This is a genomic window from Pseudarthrobacter sp. NS4 (assembly GCF_024758005.1).
GTDB lineage: Bacteria > Actinomycetota > Actinomycetes > Actinomycetales > Micrococcaceae > Arthrobacter.
In genome coordinates, this window is record NZ_CP103288.1 from 978,954 (window position 1) to 996,076 (window position 17,123).

The 17,123-nt window shown below is 64.7% G+C and carries 14 protein-coding genes and 1 riboswitch; of the genes, 10 read left to right on the forward strand and 4 right to left on the reverse strand.

Going from position 1 to position 17,123, the window contains the following annotated elements; all coding sequences use genetic code 11:
* The first annotated feature begins 10 nt into the window (after window positions 1-10).
* Complete coding sequence (locus NXY83_RS04645; RefSeq protein ID WP_258804921.1) at window positions 11-1,264, forward strand: MFS transporter; 1,254 nt, start codon at window positions 11-13, stop codon at window positions 1,262-1,264.
* Window positions 1,265-1,296: 32 nt separating this feature from the next.
* Here NXY83_RS04645 and NXY83_RS04650 read toward each other — a convergent pair whose 3' ends face one another.
* Window positions 1,297-1,644 carry a hypothetical protein gene (locus tag NXY83_RS04650; protein ID WP_258804922.1) on the reverse strand — a complete coding sequence of 116 codons (348 nt, stop codon included), beginning with the start codon at window positions 1,642-1,644 and terminating at the stop codon, window positions 1,297-1,299.
* 211 nt (window positions 1,645-1,855) lie between these two features.
* Between NXY83_RS04650 and NXY83_RS04655 the strand changes: the two genes are divergently transcribed.
* Together NXY83_RS04655 and NXY83_RS04660 are read left to right on the forward strand one after the other, a co-directional pair.
* Window positions 1,856-2,158, forward strand: coding sequence for a DUF4193 domain-containing protein (locus NXY83_RS04655; RefSeq protein WP_258804923.1), 303 nt, complete (start codon window positions 1,856-1,858; stop codon window positions 2,156-2,158).
* A 274-nt stretch (window positions 2,159-2,432) separates the two neighbouring features.
* Window positions 2,433-2,981: an AMIN-like domain-containing (lipo)protein gene (locus tag NXY83_RS04660; protein WP_258804924.1), complete on the forward strand. Its 549-nt coding sequence runs from the start codon at window positions 2,433-2,435 to the stop codon at window positions 2,979-2,981.
* 101 nt (window positions 2,982-3,082) lie between these two features.
* Here the strand turns inward: NXY83_RS04660 and NXY83_RS04665 are convergent, their stop codons facing one another.
* Window positions 3,083-4,639, reverse strand: coding sequence for an APC family permease (locus tag NXY83_RS04665; protein ID WP_258804925.1), 1,557 nt, complete (start codon window positions 4,637-4,639; stop codon window positions 3,083-3,085).
* A gap of 220 nt (window positions 4,640-4,859) precedes the next feature.
* Between NXY83_RS04665 and NXY83_RS04670 the strand changes: the two genes are divergently transcribed.
* Entirely contained in the window at window positions 4,860-5,339 is a 480-nt protein-coding gene (locus tag NXY83_RS04670; RefSeq protein WP_258804926.1) for a Dps family protein, read from the forward strand.
* A 110-nt stretch (window positions 5,340-5,449) separates the two neighbouring features.
* On the opposite strand, the gene NXY83_RS04675 is transcribed toward NXY83_RS04670, so the two are convergent.
* On the reverse strand, window positions 5,450-7,015 hold the full coding sequence (locus NXY83_RS04675; protein WP_258804927.1) for an MFS transporter: 1,566 nt from the start codon (window positions 7,013-7,015) through the stop codon (window positions 5,450-5,452).
* Between the two features lie 82 nt (window positions 7,016-7,097).
* On the opposite strand from NXY83_RS04675, the gene NXY83_RS04680 reads away from it, so the two are divergent.
* From NXY83_RS04680 to NXY83_RS04695, 4 genes are all read left to right on the forward strand, one after another.
* Window positions 7,098-7,634: a TetR/AcrR family transcriptional regulator gene (locus NXY83_RS04680; protein WP_258806066.1), complete on the forward strand. Its 537-nt coding sequence runs from the start codon at window positions 7,098-7,100 to the stop codon at window positions 7,632-7,634.
* Between the two features lie 92 nt (window positions 7,635-7,726).
* Window positions 7,727-7,824: riboswitch (glycine riboswitch) on the forward strand.
* 182 nt (window positions 7,825-8,006) lie between these two features.
* On the forward strand, window positions 8,007-10,889 hold the full coding sequence (gene gcvP, locus NXY83_RS04685) for an aminomethyl-transferring glycine dehydrogenase (protein WP_258804928.1): 2,883 nt from the start codon (window positions 8,007-8,009) through the stop codon (window positions 10,887-10,889).
* 12 nt (window positions 10,890-10,901) lie between these two features.
* A complete protein-coding gene (gene gcvT, locus NXY83_RS04690; protein WP_258804929.1) occupies window positions 10,902-12,050 on the forward strand; it encodes a glycine cleavage system aminomethyltransferase GcvT in 1,149 nt (382 codons plus the stop codon).
* 342 nt (window positions 12,051-12,392) lie between these two features.
* Complete coding sequence (locus NXY83_RS04695) at window positions 12,393-13,820, forward strand: L-serine ammonia-lyase (protein WP_258804930.1); 1,428 nt, start codon at window positions 12,393-12,395, stop codon at window positions 13,818-13,820.
* A gap of 19 nt (window positions 13,821-13,839) precedes the next feature.
* Here NXY83_RS04695 and NXY83_RS04700 read toward each other — a convergent pair whose 3' ends face one another.
* The gene (locus NXY83_RS04700) at window positions 13,840-14,382 is read right to left on the reverse strand and encodes a TspO/MBR family protein (protein WP_258804931.1); all 543 of its coding nucleotides are present in this window, start codon (window positions 14,380-14,382) and stop codon (window positions 13,840-13,842) included.
* 124 nt (window positions 14,383-14,506) lie between these two features.
* On the opposite strand from NXY83_RS04700, the gene NXY83_RS04705 reads away from it, so the two are divergent.
* Together NXY83_RS04705 and NXY83_RS04710 are read left to right on the forward strand one after the other, a co-directional pair.
* A complete protein-coding gene (locus NXY83_RS04705; protein ID WP_258804932.1) occupies window positions 14,507-15,640 on the forward strand; it encodes a lipid II:glycine glycyltransferase FemX in 1,134 nt (377 codons plus the stop codon).
* Window positions 15,641-15,781: 141 nt separating this feature from the next.
* The gene (locus tag NXY83_RS04710) at window positions 15,782-17,098 is read left to right on the forward strand and encodes an aminoacyltransferase (protein WP_258804933.1); all 1,317 of its coding nucleotides are present in this window, start codon (window positions 15,782-15,784) and stop codon (window positions 17,096-17,098) included.
* Window positions 17,099-17,123 lie beyond the last annotated feature (25 nt).

Genomic DNA, 17,123 nt, shown 5'->3' on the forward strand with positions numbered 1-17,123 from the left:
CGGCACCTTCATGAACGCGGCCGCCAGGAAAATCCAGCGCGTCTACCTGACGTTGACACTGGGCAACACCCTGGCGACCTCGTTCATCTGGGGGATCAACACCCTTTTCCTGCTGGACGCCGGCCTTAGCAACCTGGAGGCTTTTGCCGCCAATGCCTTCTTCACAGCGGGCATGGTGCTCTTCGAAGTGCCAACGGGCGTGGTGGCGGACGGCTGGGGACGCCGCGTTTCGTTCCTGCTGGGCACCGTCACCCTGGCCCTGTCCACTTTCCTGTATTACCTGCTCTGGCAGCAGTCGGCACCGTTCTGGTGGTGGGCAGGCGTGTCCGTACTGCTCGGGCTGGGATTCACCTTCTTTTCGGGGGCGGTGGAAGCCTGGCTGGTGGATGCCCTGCGGTTTTCCGGATATGAAGGCGGGCTGGAGTCGGTGCTCGGGCGGGGACAAATGGTCTCCGGCATTGCGATGCTCGCCGGCTCCGTGGCCGGTGGGGCGCTCGCCCAGGCCACCAACCTGGGGGTGCCTTTCCTGGTGCGCGTGGGAGTCCTGGTGGCCATGTTCGTAGTGGCGTTCCTGCTCATGCGCGACGTGGGCTTCACCCCGGAACGGTCTCCCCACCCCCTCCGGGCCACGCGGGCCGTGCTCAAAGCTTCGGTGGACGGCGGCTTCAGGCATCCGCCCGTGCGGTTCATCATGCTGGCGGCGCCGTTCACCGAGGGAGTGGGCTTCTACGTCTTTTACGCACTTCAGCCGTACCTGCTGCAGCTCTTCGGGGATCCCCGGGCATACGCCGTTGCGGGACTGGCGGCAGCCATCGTGGCGGGAGCGGACATCCTGGGCGGATGGATGGCTCCCCGCATCCGGAAACTGGTCCGGAAACGCACCACGGTCCTGATTGCCAGCAACCTGCTCAGCTCACTGATCCTGGTAATGCTGCTGTTCACCAGCGCGTTCTGGCTTGCCCTGGTCCTCCTGGCCCTGTGGGCAGTGGTGGGTGCAGCCGGCACTCCTGTCCGCCAGGCCTACCTGAACGACATGATCGCCTCCAAACAGCGGGCAACGGTCCTCAGCTTCGATTCCCTGATGGGATCAAGCGGCGGCGTAGTGGTACAGCCGTTGCTCGGCCGGACCGCAGACCTCTACGGCTACCCGGCATCACTGGCCGTGAGCGGCGCCGTGCAGCTGCTGGCCGCCCCTTTCATCCTGATGAGCCGCCGGCAGCGCTCGCAGGCAGACACAGCCTCGGACGTGGCTGCAACGCCGTAACGACCGTCAAAGGACCGCCGGCAGCGCTGGGTTCAATCCGAATCCATCAGTTCGAGCAGCTTCTTTGCCGCATCCCTGATGTCATCGTGCCCGTGCTGGGCCGCCCTGCTTTCCAGTGAGATGACGGCGCAGCGGTGGACTTTGCTGAAGTCCCCGAAAGGGAAGCTGACGCTGCCCTTGGTCTCCTTGGATTTTTCGTCGTCCCGGCCAAGGTGCCATTCCGCGAAGTTTCCGAAGCCGTGCTTGTCAATGAACGAGTTCTCCTGGTCCTTGGAGGGCGCGTGTTCACTCCAGTCATCACGGACATCGCGTTCGACCTTTCCCGCCTCGATGAGTTTGCGGGCATGGGCCAGTGCCTTGCGGTTGAGCCGTACTGCCATCCTGCGTCCTTCCGGGCCGGGCTCCGGCCGCGGTCGGCCGGAGGGATTCCAGCGTAGGACCACCCCGGGAAAACCGCCATGGATTAACGCCCGCGAGACCGCGAGCACGCGCGCGCCCACCACACTGTTGCGACCGTCGTCGAATCATGCCCTAAACTGCTTCACTGAGGTGCCTGAGATGGCGCTGCGCAGCAACGAAAGTGAACACGCTATGGCTACCGATTACGATGCTCCACGCAAGCAGGAAGAAGAGACTCCGGCTGACTCGCTCGAGGCCCTTCAGGCGTCACGTGGCGGCAACGCCCAGACAGCGGTCATCGACCTTGACGAGAATGACACCGCTGAAGGCATCGACCTGCCGGGCGCTGACCTTTCGAACGAAGAACTGACCGTCATTGTTGTTCCTGAGCAGTCTGATGAATTCACTTGCTCGTCGTGCTTCCTGGTCCGTCACCGGTCCCAGGTTGCCCGTGCAAAGAACGGCGCGAAGTACTGCCGTGACTGCGAAGGCTAAGTCCTTCCTGGCAATCCCGGCGCCGGCCACCCTCCCTGGGTGACCGGCGCTTCCTCGTCTCCCGCCGGCGTCGTTATCCGCGGTAACGGGAGGATGCAGAAAGGGCACCAAAAGGGTCAAGGAGGCCCGAAAAAGGCCCCTTGTTTTACGTCCGCGTGATGCACGCCGGGCCGCCCTAACGGTTGCGTGCCGAAGCGGCCACAGGCCTCGTTTCACGCCTCTGACACTCCTACGCTTGAGCTGTCCAACCGCTCCTTCCTTGGGAAGCACTTCAATGAAAAAACTCACTATCTGGCTCACGGCTATCCTCATGGCCGTCGGGCTGGGAATCGTGGTTCCGGGGCCCGCCTCGGCAACCACATCGTATTGCGGGCTGGTCTGGGGTTCCTTGACCAAGACCAGTGACACAACGAGCACCGCGTCCATCACCAACGTCCGCACCGGGCAGCACTACTGCTTCGACCGGATGGTGGTGGACCTCAACGGCCCGGCAGCGGGGTACACCGTGCGATACGTACCCCAGGTAGTCCAGGACGGGTCCGGATTCACGGTCCCTGTCCGGGGAAACGCCCGGCTGCAGGTCACCGTCAAGGCACCCTCCTATGACGGCAACGGCAACGCCACGTACAACCCTGCCAACAAGGCGGAACTCTCCAACGTTTCCGGCTACCAGACCTTCCGCCAGGTGGTCTACGCCGGAAGCTTTGAGGGGCAGACCAACTTCGGTGTGGGTGTCCGTGCCCGCCTTCCGTTCCGGGTGTTCACCCTGGACGGACCGGGTTCCGGCTCCCGCCTGGTGCTTGATGTAGCGCACTTCTGGTGACAGCAGCACGCCGGCCCTGACGGACCGGCCACAACAGAAAGGTGCCGTGCCCCCGGAATTTGGGGGGCACGGCACCTCTGTGCTTGTGCCGGGACCTGGTCCTACTCCGGGACAACCAGCGCGGGCGTGTCCTGTTTGAGGGTTTCGCCGCGGAAGAAGCCTGGGCGCATCCGGGCCATGATGAGCATGAACACCGCGCCAAGGGCCAGGATCCCGACGCCCAGGACAAAGACCAGTCCCACGCCGAAGACCTCGGAGCCGCTGCCGAACTCAGGCGCCCAACTGTCCACGGCCGTCTGCAGGAACACGACGAACAGGCCCACCCCGCCCAGCACCGGGCACAGGAGCCGCAGGACGAAGTTGCGGGCGCTGGTGAAGACGCTCTGCCGGAAGTACCAGGCGCATGCCAGCGCGGTCAGGCCGTAGTAGAAGCAGATCATCAGGCCCAGGGCCAGGATGGTGTCATTGAGGACGTTTTCACTGACCACGTGCATGACTGCGTAGAAGCCTGCCGACATGACGCCGGCCGCAACGGTGGCGAAGCCCGGCGTCGCGAACTTCCTGCTGATCCGGCTGAACGGCTTCGGCAGGGCGCCGTAGTGGCCCATAGCCAGCAGGCTGCGCGACGGCGACATGAAGGTGGACTGAAGTGAAGCGGCGGAGCTGGACAAAACCGCCAGGGACATCAGGATGGCGAAGGGGCCCATGATGGGGGAAGCCAGGGCGGTGAAGATGTTCTCGTGGATCTCCGTGTTGTTCAGGCCGTTGCCGGTGTCTCCGACGCCGGCAAACATCATGGTTGCGATGCTCACCAGCAGGTAGATCGCCAGGACGATGAGGGCGGTCAGGGTTCCGGCCAGGCCGGAGGTTTTCCTGCCGTTCGCCGTTTCTTCGTTCACGGTGAGGCAGACGTCCCAGCCCCAGTACACGAAGATGGACAGTGAAATGCCTGCGGCGATCTGGCCGAAGGTTTCAATCCTGGTGACGTCGAACCATTCCCAGCTGAAGGGGATGGCCGTTTCGGAGCTGGACCAGTTGGCGAATGCCATGGCGACGAACAGCCCAAGGACCAGCAGCTGGAAACCCACCAGGCCGTACTGCACCAGCTTGGTGGCGTGCAGCCCGCGGTAGCTGACCCAGACGGCCAGGGCCACAAACACGAAGCACGTCAACACATTCAGGGCTTTGTTCGCTGCCAGGTCTGCCAGTTCCGGGGATCCGGTGAGCTGTGACAGGAAGAGGTAGAAGAAGTCAACGGCAACACCGGCAAGGTTGGACAGCACGATGATGTTGGCTGCCAGCAGGCCCCAGCCGCCCATCCAGCCCACCCAGGGGCCGAAGGCCTTGGTGACCCACGTGAACGTTGTCCCGCTGTCCGGGGAGTCGGCATTGAGCTCCCGGTAGGCAAGCGAGACCAGGATCATGGGGATGAAGCCGATCAGGAAGATTACAGGCAGCTGGAGTCCGGCCTCATTGACGGTAGGGCCCAATGCGCTGGTAAGGGTGTAGGCGGGGGCGATGGTGGAAATGCCGAGGACGACGACGGCGAGGAGCCCCAGCTGCCCACCCTTCAGTCCCTTGGCGGTGATACCGGATGAAGCGGGAGCTTCCCCGCCGGGGCCGGGGGAGGACGTGCTGGTGCGGAGTGTCTCTGTCATGGCACCACTTTCTGGAAGATTTATGACGACGGTCACTATATGAATGGCGTTCATTTAGTATGGGGGTGCCAGGCTTCCAGTGCAAGAGGAAATATGAATCACGTTCGTTTATGTCCCTTGGCGCCAATTAGTAAGCTCACTGAGAAATCGCAGCCATACCCGCTGCGGCGCCCTGCGGTGCTGGTAGGTTCGGCATTACTGGACCAATCGAGGAGGATGTATGAAAGCTTCACCGACCCTGACCAACAACCTGCAGGCCGTGCTCGCAGACCTGATCGAACTTCACGTCCAGGGCAAGCAGGCCCACTGGAACATCGTGGGCACCAATTTCCGGGACCTCCACCTGCAGTTGGACGAAATCGTGGACGCGGCACGCCAGTTCGCCGACGATACCGCAGAGCGCATGCGTGCGCTGCACGCACTTCCGGACGGCCGCAGCTCCACGGTTGCCGAATCCACCAGCCTGGCACAGTTCCCGGAAGGCCTGATCAGCACCAAGGACGCCATTGAGCGCATCGTCGCCGCTCTCGAGGCCGCAGTGGGCACCATGCGCAAGGTCCACGACGAGGTGGACGAGGAGGATCCCACCACGGCGGATCTGCTGCACGAGTTCATCGCGAAGCTGGAGCAGTTCGCCTGGATGGTGAATGCGGAAAACATGAAGCCAACCGCCAGCGTTACCGCCCCGGACGCAAAGTAGCCCGGCGGGATTAACCGGCAGCTAAAACAGGGCGCCCGGCGCCGGAGCCAAATGCTCCGGCGCCGGGCGCTTTTTCGTTGTCCCCTACGGGGCTGCTGCCCCGCCTCGCCTTAGACGGCTTTCGGGACTTTCCGAAGCACGACGGCGGCGAGCACTGCCGCTGCGGACATCAGTACCAGCCCGATGGCGGCCGTGATGTGAACCCCGGAATCAAAAGCGGTTGCCGCGGCCTCCCGGACGGCGTCCGCCAGGGGAGCAGGCAGGACTGAAGCCACTTCCATTGCGCCCGCCAGGGTTTCGCCGGCGCTGTGGGCGGCACCGGCCGGCGCCGCCTCCGACAACGCCGCAGGCAACCGGAGGTTGTGCTGGTAGGAGGCTGTGAGAATGGAGCCCAGTACCGCTGTTCCCATGAGTGCGCCCACCTCGTAGCCCGTTTCGGAAATTGCTGCGGCCGCACCCGACTTCTCCGGCGGGGCCGCGCCAAGGATCAGGTCATTGGAGATGGTTTCGGCTGTGCCCACGCCCAGCGCAAGGATCAGCAAGGCGGCCAGCAGGAGCGCCGGCCCGCCGCTGTGGTTCCCAAAGGCGACCAGGCTGTAGCCGGCAGCGCTGAGCGCCAGCCCGGTTCCCACCACGAAGCCGGGCCGCACCCGCCGGACGAGCGGCACCACCACGAGGCCGGCCACCACTGTGGCCACGAGTGCCGGAATCATCGCAACCCCCGCCGAGGATGGGGACATGCCCTCGAGGAGCTGCAGGTGTTGGGCCAGGAAGAGGATGAAGCCGTTGAATGAAAACAGGGCCAGCACGTTGGCCGTGATGGCCATGCTGAATACCCGGTTCCGGAACAGGGACATGTCCAGCAGCGGGCTGGCCAGCGTCAACTGCCGGCGGACAAAGACGGCTGCCATGGCCAGCCCGAAGGCCACGCTGCCCAGGCCCGCCGGTCCCGGGCCCTCGGTGGCGATGTCCTTGATTCCGTACACCACGGGAACCATGACCAGCAGCGAGAGCGCGATGCTGGGGACGTCCACTTTCCCCGGCGCCGGGTCCCTTGACTCCGGAATGAACAGCGGTCCGAAGGCCAGCAGGGGCAGCATGAGCGGTACGGCAACGAGGAAGACGGCGCCCCACCAGAACTGTTCCACCAGCCAGCCGCCAAAGATCGGTCCCAGGGCGGCGCCCCCGGAGAATCCTGCTGCCCAGATGGCGACGGCGAGCCTCCGGCGGTTGGGCTCCGGGAAGATGTTGCGGATCAGGGACAGCGTGGAGGGCATCAGCATAGCCCCGAAGAATCCCAGCGCTGCCCTGCCCGCGATGAGCCACTCCGGGCTCGGGGCAAAGGCTGTGGCCGCGGACAGTGCGGCAAATCCGATGCTCCCGATGATCAATAGCTTCCGCCGGCCGATGCGGTCGCCCAGGCTTCCCATGGACACAAGCAGTCCTGCCAGCACCAGCGGGTACGCGTCCACGATCCACAGAAGCTGGACGCCTGAGGGGTCCAGTGACCGTGCGATGGCAGGGAGGGCGAAAGTCAGTGCGGTGTTGTCCACCGCAACCAGCAGGACCGGGAACATCAGCAGCCCCAGGGCCAGCCAGTCGCGCCGGGACTTCCAGGAGACCGGGTCTGCGGACGGAACCCGGAGCGTCCTGTTCGTGGCAGCGGAAGTCGTCATGCTGTAACTATACCGTCTGGACGGTATAGTTTCAATCGCGGCCGTTGATGAATGGTACGGGAAGGAGTGCATGATTGAAGGCATGCCCCGGAAACCCGTAGCCCGCGAAGCGGTCCTTGACGCCTTTGAAGCCCTCCTGATCGAAGTGGGGGAGCGTGCAGCCACCCTTGACGCCGTCGCTGCAAAGGCCGGGGTATCCAAGGGGGGCCTCCTCTACCACTTCCCCAACAAGGAAGCCCTGATCCAGGTGCTGTTGGACCGCCTCGATGAGCTGGCCCGGGCCGACGCTGATGCGATGGCGGGTGCGGAGGAAGGTGCAGCGGCCTACTTCATCAGATCCTCCGTCTGGGCGGACACCCCGCTGGACCGGGCGATAGTCGCCGCAACCAGGCTTGCCGAGGTGGCGCACGAGGAGACGCGCCGCCGCTTCGCCGCGATCCAGCAACGCTGGCTCAACGAGATTGCTGCCGACGTGGGACCGGCCCTGGCAAAGGCCGTGTTGTACATGGGGGACGGGCTGTACTTCAATGCCATGCTGTCCGTAGGGCCAGCGCCGGAAGGGGATGCGGCGGCAGATGTGGACGATCTGCTTGCTGCCCTGGAACGCCTCCGCCGATAGGCTGCCATTTGCCCCCGGGGCTGCGGCGTAGGACAATTGGAGGCTGTGAGGGCTGTCACCGGCCACTTGCAGCAATCCAAGTGAATAGCCTTTGATCTGCGGCGGGAGAGTTCTGCCGAAAGTACAAGCAGGCGCCGTAGGAGCAAACCCTCCCCAGGAATCTCACAGGCCCATGTACCGCCGCGGCGAGGCACCTCTGGAAAGTAGCAGGCAATCGGCCTGGTTAACCCCGTCTTCGGGAAACCATGGGTTGTTGTGCTCACCGACGGTGCAAGCGGAGCCATGCGCAAGCAGGCAACGCGGAAACTCTCAGGTCCAATACAGAGCGGGGAGGAACCCGAATCGCTGTGGCGTACCCTCGCCGCCTGAATCATGGAGTTCCTCGTGACCGTTTCCCCGGCTTCCGCCACCCCGGCCGCTGCCACCTTCGTTGACCGGCACATCGGTGCCCGCCGCCAGGCCGACGTCGACGCCATGTTGAAAGCCGTCGGCTACGACACCGTGGATGCCCTGGTGGATAAGGCGGTGCCCAAGGAGATCCGGCAGGAAACCCCGCTGAAACTGTCGCCCGCCTTGAGCGAGGTGGAAGCCCTCGCCGAGCTGCGCAAGCTGGCTGCCAAAAACAGGACTGCGGTCCAGATGATCGGCCAGGGCTACTACGACACCGTGACGCCGCCGGTGATCCGCCGCAACGTCCTGGAGGCGCCGGCCTGGTACACCGCCTACACGCCGTACCAGCCGGAAATCTCGCAGGGCCGGCTTGAGGCGCTGCTGAATTTCCAGACCATGGTCCAGGACCTCGTTGGCCTTCCGGTCGCCAACGCCTCCCTGCTCGATGAGGCCACCGCCGTTGCGGAAGCGGTACTCATGATGCGCCGCGCCAACAAGAACAAGGACGCCAGGGACGGTAAGACCGTGCTCGACGCCGATTGCCTGCCGCAGACCATCGCCATCGTGAAGGGCCGCGCCGAGGCGCTGGGCTTCGAGGTGGAGATTGCCGACCTTTCCGCCGGCCTGCCGGAAGGTGCCATCAACGGCGTCGTATTGCAGCAGCCCGGCGTTTCGGGCCGGGTTTGGGACCAGTCAGCCGTTATCGCTGATGCCAAGGAACGCGGCGCGCTCGTGACCGTGGCCGCGGACCTGCTGGCCCTGACCTTGATCACCCCGCCAGGTGAGCAGGGCGCGGACATCGCCGTCGGTTCAGCCCAGCGCTTTGGCGTGCCGCTGTTCTTCGGCGGGCCGCACGCGGCCTACATGGCGGTCCAGAAGGGCCTGGAGCGTTCCATGCCCGGCCGCCTGGTGGGTGTCTCCAGGGACGACGCCGGTGTCCCCGCCTACCGCCTTGCGCTGCAGACCCGGGAGCAGCACATCCGGCGCGAGAAGGCCACCTCCAACATCTGCACCGCCCAGGCGCTGCTCGCGATCGTCGCTTCGATGTACGCCGTTTACCACGGTCCGGAGGGACTGAAGGCCATCGCCCAGACCGCCAACCGTCACGCCCGCACACTGGCTGCTTCCCTGAAGGCTTCCGGCGCCGGGGTCCTGCACACCTCCTTCTTCGACACTGTCACCGTACGGGTCCCCGGCCGGGCCGCCGGCATCGTTGCCGCGGCCGAGGCCAAGGGCATCAACCTGCGCAGCATCGACGCCGACACCGTGGGTATCTCGGTGGACGAGACCACCACCACGGCCACCGTCGCTGACGTCGTTTCCGTCTTCGGGGCCGAGGCCGTTGGGTCCACCGGCAGTTTTGCCCTGGACCCGGCCGTCGAGCGTTCCAGCGGCTACCTTGGGCACCCGGTGTTCAGTACGCACCGTTCGGAGACGCAGTTGCTGCGTTATATCCGGAAGCTGTCTGACCGGGACCTGGCGCTGGACCGGACGATGATTCCGTTGGGTTCGTGCACCATGAAGCTGAACGCGACCGCGGAGATGGAAGCCATTTCCTGGCCGGAGTTCGCGTCCATCCACCCGTTTGCCCCGGACTCCCAGACCGAGGGCTGGCGTGAGCTGATTGCCGATCTTGAGGCGCAGTTGACGGAGATCACCGGGTATGACCAGGTGTCCATCCAGCCCAACGCCGGGTCCCAGGGCGAGCTGGCGGGGTTGCTGGCCATCCGCGGCTACCACCACTCCCGCGGCGATGCCCAGCGCAATGTGTGCCTGATTCCGGCCTCGGCGCACGGCACCAACGCCGCCTCGGCGGTCCTGGCCGGGATGAAGGTTGTCGTCGTTGCCACCGCCGCGGACGGCACCATTGACCATGCCGACCTGTATGCCAAGATCGATGCGCACAAGGACGCGCTGGCGTGCATCATGATCACCTACCCGTCCACCCATGGTGTGTACGACGCCGACGTCCGCGAAGTGTGCGACGCCATCCATGCCGCCGGCGGCCAGGTGTACATCGACGGCGCGAACCTGAACGCCCTGGTCGGTTTGGCGCAGCCGGGCATGTTCGGCGGGGACGTGTCCCACCTGAACCTGCACAAAACCTTCTGCATCCCCCACGGCGGCGGCGGACCCGGCGTCGGACCGGTTGCAGCCAAGGCCCACCTGGCCCCCTTCATGCCGGGCGACGCGACGTCGTGGACCGAAGGCAAGGACGTCCCGATTTCCGCGTCCCGCTTCGGTTCCGCTGGTGTGCTTCCGATTTCCTGGGCCTACGTGAAGCTGATGGGTGGCGAGGGCCTGACCGAAGCGACAAAGTCGGCGCTGCTGGCGGCCAACTACGTCGCGTCCCGCCTGAACGAGTTCTTCCCGGTTCTGTACACCGGTGAAGGCGGTCTCGTGGCGCACGAGTGCATCCTGGACCTGCGTGAACTCACCACCAGGACCGGTGTGACTGCCGAGGACGTGGCCAAGCGGCTGATCGACTTCGGCTTCCACGCACCGACGCTCGCGTTCCCGGTTGCCGGGACGCTGATGGTGGAACCCACCGAGTCCGAGGACCTCGCCGAGATGGACCGCTTCATCGAAGCCATGATCACCATCCGCGCCGAGATCGACCAGGTCGCAGCAGGCGACTACACGGTAGCCGATTCACCCCTTCGCAGGGCACCGCACACGGCAGCCGCCGTCGTGACTTCTGACTGGGACCGCGCCTACCCGCGCGAGCAGGCCGCCTTCCCTGTCTCCTCACTTCGACAGGACAAGTACTTCCCGCCCGTAGGCCGGATCGACGGCGCAGCCGGGGACCGCAACCTCATCTGCTCCTGCCCTCCCCTCGAAGACTTCGAAAACTTCGAAAACTAAGGACTTACGCACATGAGTGAGAAGTACACAGCTCTCTACGACGAGCACAAAAAACTGGGTGCATCCTTCACGGATTTCGGTGGCTGGCAGATGCCGCTCAAGTACAGTTCCGAGTTGGCCGAACACCACGCGGTCCGCAAGAACGCGGGCCTGTTCGACCTCTCCCACATGGGCGAAGTCTGGGTGACCGGCCCGGATGCGGCCGCCTTCCTGGACTACGCCCTGGTGGGCAAGATCTCCGCCGTTCCCGTCGGCAAGGCCAAGTACTCCCTGATCTGCAATGAGGACGGCGGCATCATTGACGACCTCATCATGTACCGGCGTCCGGCAGCGGAGGACGGCACTGACGTGTTCCTGGTGGTCCCCAACGCAGGCAACGCAGAGGTGGTGGCCGCCGCGCTGGCCGAGCGTGCCGCCGGTTTCGACGTCGAGGTCCAGGACGCCTCCGCAGGGACCTCACTGATCGCCGTCCAGGGTCCGAAGGCACAGGAACTGCTGCTCCGCCTCGTCCCGGCCGCCCGGCACAGCGACGTCACCGACCTGAAGTACTACGCCGCCGTGGAAGTTCCGTTCCTGGTGGGCGGCGCCGGGCAGGAGCTCCTGCTGGCCCGCACCGGGTACACCGGAGAGGACGGGTTCGAGATCTTCGTGGACAACGCTGACGCTCCCGCCCTGTGGCAGGCCCTCATCGCCATCGCCGACGAGGGAGAGCTCACGCCCGCCGGACTGGCATGCCGGGACTCCCTGCGCCTCGAAGCCGGGATGCCCCTGTACGGCAACGAACTCTCCCTGCAGGGCGACCCGTTCGCAGCCGGACTCGGTCCGGTCGTTGCACTCACCAAGGAAGGTGACTTCGTGGGCAAGGCCGCGCTGGCCGCCAGGAAGGAAGCCGGCGCCGGCACCACCTCGGGACGCCGGCTCGTGGGGCTCAAGGGACTCGGCCGCCGCGCCGGACGCGCCCACTACCCGGTACTCAAGGACGGTGTGACCGTCGGGGAGGTAACCTCCGGCCAGCCCTCACCCACCCTCGGCTACCCTGTTGCCCTGGCCTACGTCGACGTCGAATACACCGCACCCGGCACCGCCCTGGACATCGACCTTCGGGGCAAGGCAGAGCCCTTCGAAGTCGTAGACCTGCCGTTCTACAAGCGCCAAAAGTAGTTCTTGCCGGTCATCTTGGGTCCGGGCTGCCAAGCCGGACTTTTCCCGCGTGCTGCTCCCACCGACCCCCTCGCCGAGCTTGCGAGGTTTGGGCGCCGGTGGGGAGCACGCAGAGGATGGCCGGTTCCCTTCGCCACCAACCCACAACGATCCCTACGGCGCCGGCTGGCTGTTCAAGGTCGCGGCAGAGTCCGAGGGGCCGTTGTTGTCCGCTCAGGAATACGCGTCGAAAAACGGTGGCAACCTGGACGGTGCCGACGGGGTTGCAAGCGCGTAGCGTTGAGTTACCAGTAGCAGCTCAGCTACCAACCCGACCGCAGTGTTTTAGTAAGGATTTTTGTCATGGCTGTTGGTGTTTTTGATCTCTTTTCCATTGGGATCGGGCCTTCGAGTTCCCATACTGTGGGGCCGATGCGGGCTGCTGCTGTGTTCGCGGAGGAGTTGAAGGCTTCCGGGGTCCTGGCGGAGGTGGCGGGGTTGCGGGTGGACCTGTACGGGTCGCTCGCGGCCACGGGGCACGGGCACGGGACGATGACCGCGGTTTTGCTGGGGTTGGAGGGGTTTCATCCGGAGCTGATCCTGCCCGATGAGGTCGAGGCCCGGCTGGCCGCGATCGCCGAGACCGGGACGCTGCGGCTGGCCGGGGCTGTGCCGTTGCCGTATGGGGTGAAGGATATGGTGTTGCGGCCGTTGACCATCCTGCCGCGGCACACCAACGGGATGACGTTCACCGTCACCGGCGCCGGGGGTGAGGTGCTGCATACGGCGACGTTCTTCTCGGTGGGCGGCGGGTTCATTGTCCGGGAGGGCGAGGAGGACGCGGCGCAGCAGGAACTGGATGAGTCCAAGAAGGAGCTGCCGCTGCCGTTCCGGACCGCCGCCGAGTTGCTGGAGCATTGCCGGAACACCGGGCTGGGCATCAGTGAGGTGATGCGGGTCAACGAGGAGGACAGCCGTACCCCGGAGGAGATCCGGGAAGGGCTGCTGCACATCTACTCGGTGATGGAGGCCTGCGTTGCCACGTCACTGAAGCGTGAAGGCGTGTTGCCGGGCGGGCTGAAGGTCCGCCGTCGTGCCCCGGACTGGTATGACCGGCTGAAGAAGGAAAGCGCGCGGCCCGGCGGTGAAAGCCAGGACGAGGATTTCTATGAACAGAAGTACTGGCAGGAATGGGTTAACCTGATCGCCCTGGCGGTGAACGAGGAGAACGCCTCCGGCGGCCGGGTGGTGACCGCCCCGACGAACGGTGCGGCGGGGATCATTCCGGCGGTGCTGTTTTACGCGCTGCATTTCGCGCCCGGGATGGACCAAGCCACGCAGCAGGACCGGGATGATGTGGTGGTGAAGTTCCTGCTGGCCGCGGGCGCGGTCGGGGTGCTGTACAAGGAACAGGCCTCGATCTCCGGGGCCGAGGTGGGCTGCCAGGGCGAGGTCGGCTCGGCGTCGTCGATGGCCGCCGCGGGCCTGGCCGAGGTGATGGGCGGAACCCCGGCGCAGGTGGAGAACGCCGCGGAAATCGCGATGGAACACAACCTGGGCCTGACCTGTGATCCGATCGGCGGGCTGGTCCAGGTCCCGTGCATTGAACGGAACGCGATCGCCGCCGCGAAGGCGATCAACGCCGCGAAAATGGCGCTCTGGGGCGACGGCTCGCACCGGGTGTCCCTCGATGAGGTCATCATCACCATGCGCGAAACCGGCAAGGACATGAGCTCCAAATACAAGGAAACCGCCATGGGCGGCCTCGCCGTCAACGTCGTCGAATGCTGACCACCGTGCCGGCTGTCTCCTAGTTGTGGACTGCGGCCCACCAGTTCAGTGTGGACGCGAACACCAGCCACGCCACGTACGGCAACAGGAGCAACCCCGCTGTCCGGCTGATGGGACCGAAGTACAGGACAGTGATGGTAACGGCGACGATCAGGGCCGCGATGATGGCCAGCGCCAGCCACAGCGCCGCGGAGCCAAGCGAGGGATACAGGCCAAAGAACACCGGGGTCCAGGCGAGGTTGAGACCCAGTTGGATGCCGTAGAAGGTCAGCGCGGTTCTGGTCTGCTCCGCGCGACTCCGCCAGACCAGCCAGGCAGCGACCGCCATCGCGGCATACAGCACCGTCCACACCGGGCCAAACAGGCCGTTGGGCGGGGACCAGAGGGCCTTGTCCGCTGTGGCATACCACCCGTCAACGTTGTTCACGGTGGACAGGCCGCCCACTGCGGCGACCAGGAACGACGCAGCCAGGAAAGCAACCAGCACCGCCCCCTGCATCCTAGCGCTGTACGGCCGGGCACCTCCCAGCAACGGTGCGTACTGTTCCCGGTTCGGCTGCATCCTCCCACCCTCGCCAACCACCCGGCCCGAGTCAAGGCGGCATGGCATTCCCGGACGACGGCAGGCAGTACAACCGCCTGTGGCGGAAAGCCGGGACCGCCGCAGGCTTTAGACTTGAGGCTGCATGTCCGCACGCAGCCACGAGTACCGAAACCGCGCATCAACCCGATTGGACACGGCCCCCTTGCGAGAATTCACCGCACGTTTTGCCACAGCCGAGGAAATTGAAAACTGGGACAAACACGTCACGGCCAACCCGAACGGCGGCAATATGCTGCAGTCGGCCGCCTACGCGTCGGTGAAGAACGGCAGCGGCTGGAAGGTCCGGTTCCTGGTGCTGGAAAGCCAGGAAACAGCCAGTTACAACCTGGTGCTGGAGAAGAAATTCCCCGTGCTCGGCCGGCTGTGGTACCTCATCAAAGGCCCCGACCTGGCAGCGGCGGAAGACCTGAAGGCAGCACTTGAAGCCTGCGCCGCCCTTGTCCGCAGCCGCAAACTGAACGTCTTCACCATCAAGATCGAACCGGACATCATCGACTCCGACGATGCCCAAGCACATATTGCCGCCGCAGGACTGGTCAAGGCGCCCAACATCCAGTCCAACGATTCCACCGCCCTGCTGGATATCTCCGAACCCGAAGAAGCCGTTTTCAAAGCCATCTCCTCGCGCGCCCGCAACGCCATCCGGCGCGCAGAACGGGAAGGCTGCGAAGTAGTACGCAAGGAACAGGGCCCCGAAACGTACCGGGCACTCTACGACCTCATGGCGGACACCGTTAAGGCCAAGGGCTCCATGCCCCTGCGCAGCTACGACTACTACGCCGCATTCTGGGACGAGTTCTGCAACCGCGGCCAGGGGCACTTCTTCTTCGCGTACGAGGACGGGAAACCCAGCGTGGGCGCGTTCGTGATCAACTATGGCGCCAAGGCGACCTACAAGGACGGCGGTTCCACGCAGAACCGCAAACAGTATGGAGATTCGCACCTGGTGCAGTGGGCGGCCATCCGCCGCATGCAGGAACTCGGCTGCACCGAGTACGACTTCTGCGGAACCCCGCCTTCCTCCCGTATCAAGGACAAGAGCCACACTCTCTATGGCATGGGCATGTTCAAGACCAGCTTCACCAAAACCGTCACTGATTTTGTGGGCTGCCACGACTACGTCCTGGCTCCCCTCAGGCAGCGCCTGTGGGTCAAGGGCGCAGAAAAGGTGTTCCGCAGGATTGAAACGGCACGCACCGGCCAGCAGTTCTACTGACCAGCCAGCCAGCCAGCCTGCCGTACCTTGACCTGGGTCCGTCCGCTCAGTACGCCAACCGGTCAGTGATCCTCCGCCCGAACACCGTCCCGCCCCGCGCCTGCCCCCAGGCCGGGAAGAGTTACGAAGAAGGTAAATCCCTTGATTCCAGTTCCTACCGCCACCGACCTCGAGTTCGCGGTCCTCAGCGATGCCGAATTTGAAACCTTTGCCCTGAAGCACCCGCAGAACAGCTTCCTGCAATCGGTCGATTTCGCCCGCTTTCAACGCGCCCGCGGTCAGCAGGTGGAACTCTTCGGCGTCCGGCGAGGCGGTGAACTGGTGGCGGCAGGAAAGCTGAACTACGCCACCACCAGACTCGGATACACAGTGTGTGAGTGCGCCAAGGGCCCCCTGATGGACTACAGCGACCCGGAACTGGTGCGCGCCGTCGTCGGACTTCTCCGGAAACGCGCGGCAGAACGCAAGGCGGCCGAACTGCGGATCTCGCCGAACCTGAAATACATTGCCCGCGACGAGGATGGCGCGGAACACCCCGAAGTGGAGGACAACCGCCCCCTCGTGGCAGACCTCGAGGGGCTCGGGTTCCAGCACCAGGGCCTGGACATGAACTTCGTCAACGTGAACTGGATGTTCATCAAGAGCCTTGAAGGAATCCAGGACGCGGAAGAGCTCATCATGGGCACCAGCTACCGTACCCGCAAAGCCATCCGCAAGGCGGAAAAGAACGGTGTGTTCCTGGAGCAGGCCACGCTCGAAACCCTCGACGATTTCTACGGCGCCCTGAGCCAGGCCGGGGATGAAAAGGGATTCGTTTACCGCGAACGTGCCTACTACGAGCACCTGCTGCGCACCACGTCCCCCGAGTTCACCAAGCTCATGATGGCCAAAATCGACATCCCGGCCTACCGCAAGTCCATTACCGACCGCCTGGCAGCCGAATCCGCCACGGCCGCGGATCTGCGCCGTGAAGTGGAAGAGACCGGCAGCAAGAAGAAGGCCAACCGGCTCAAGGTGGTCCAGGACCTGGTGGACAGTTACGAACGCAGCCTGAAGGACATTGAGCGTTTCCCTGATTCGGTGGGTGTGGCCGCCGTGGCTGCCATCCACTTTGTCTGTTACGGGGATGAAGTGGTGTGCGTCATCGGCGGCACCGTGCAGGACTACATCTACTTCAACGGCGCCACGTCCCTGTACTGGGGAATGATGCTGCACGCCCTGGAGAAGGGGTACCCGCGCTACAACTTCTACGGGACCTTCGGGATTTCCGGCCAGGACCAGGAAGGCCATGGCGGTTACGAGTTCAAGAAGGGCTTCGGCGGTGAAGTGGTCCAACTGGTGGGCGACTTCGTGATGCCCGTGCGGCCCGCTGCCTTCCATGCCAACCGGCTGGTGCGGGCAGCCGTGGCAACTGCCCGGACAGTGCTGGGCAAGCTGCCCTTGAAACGTTCCGCCTGATCCGCCGTCTACACCACCCCACCGG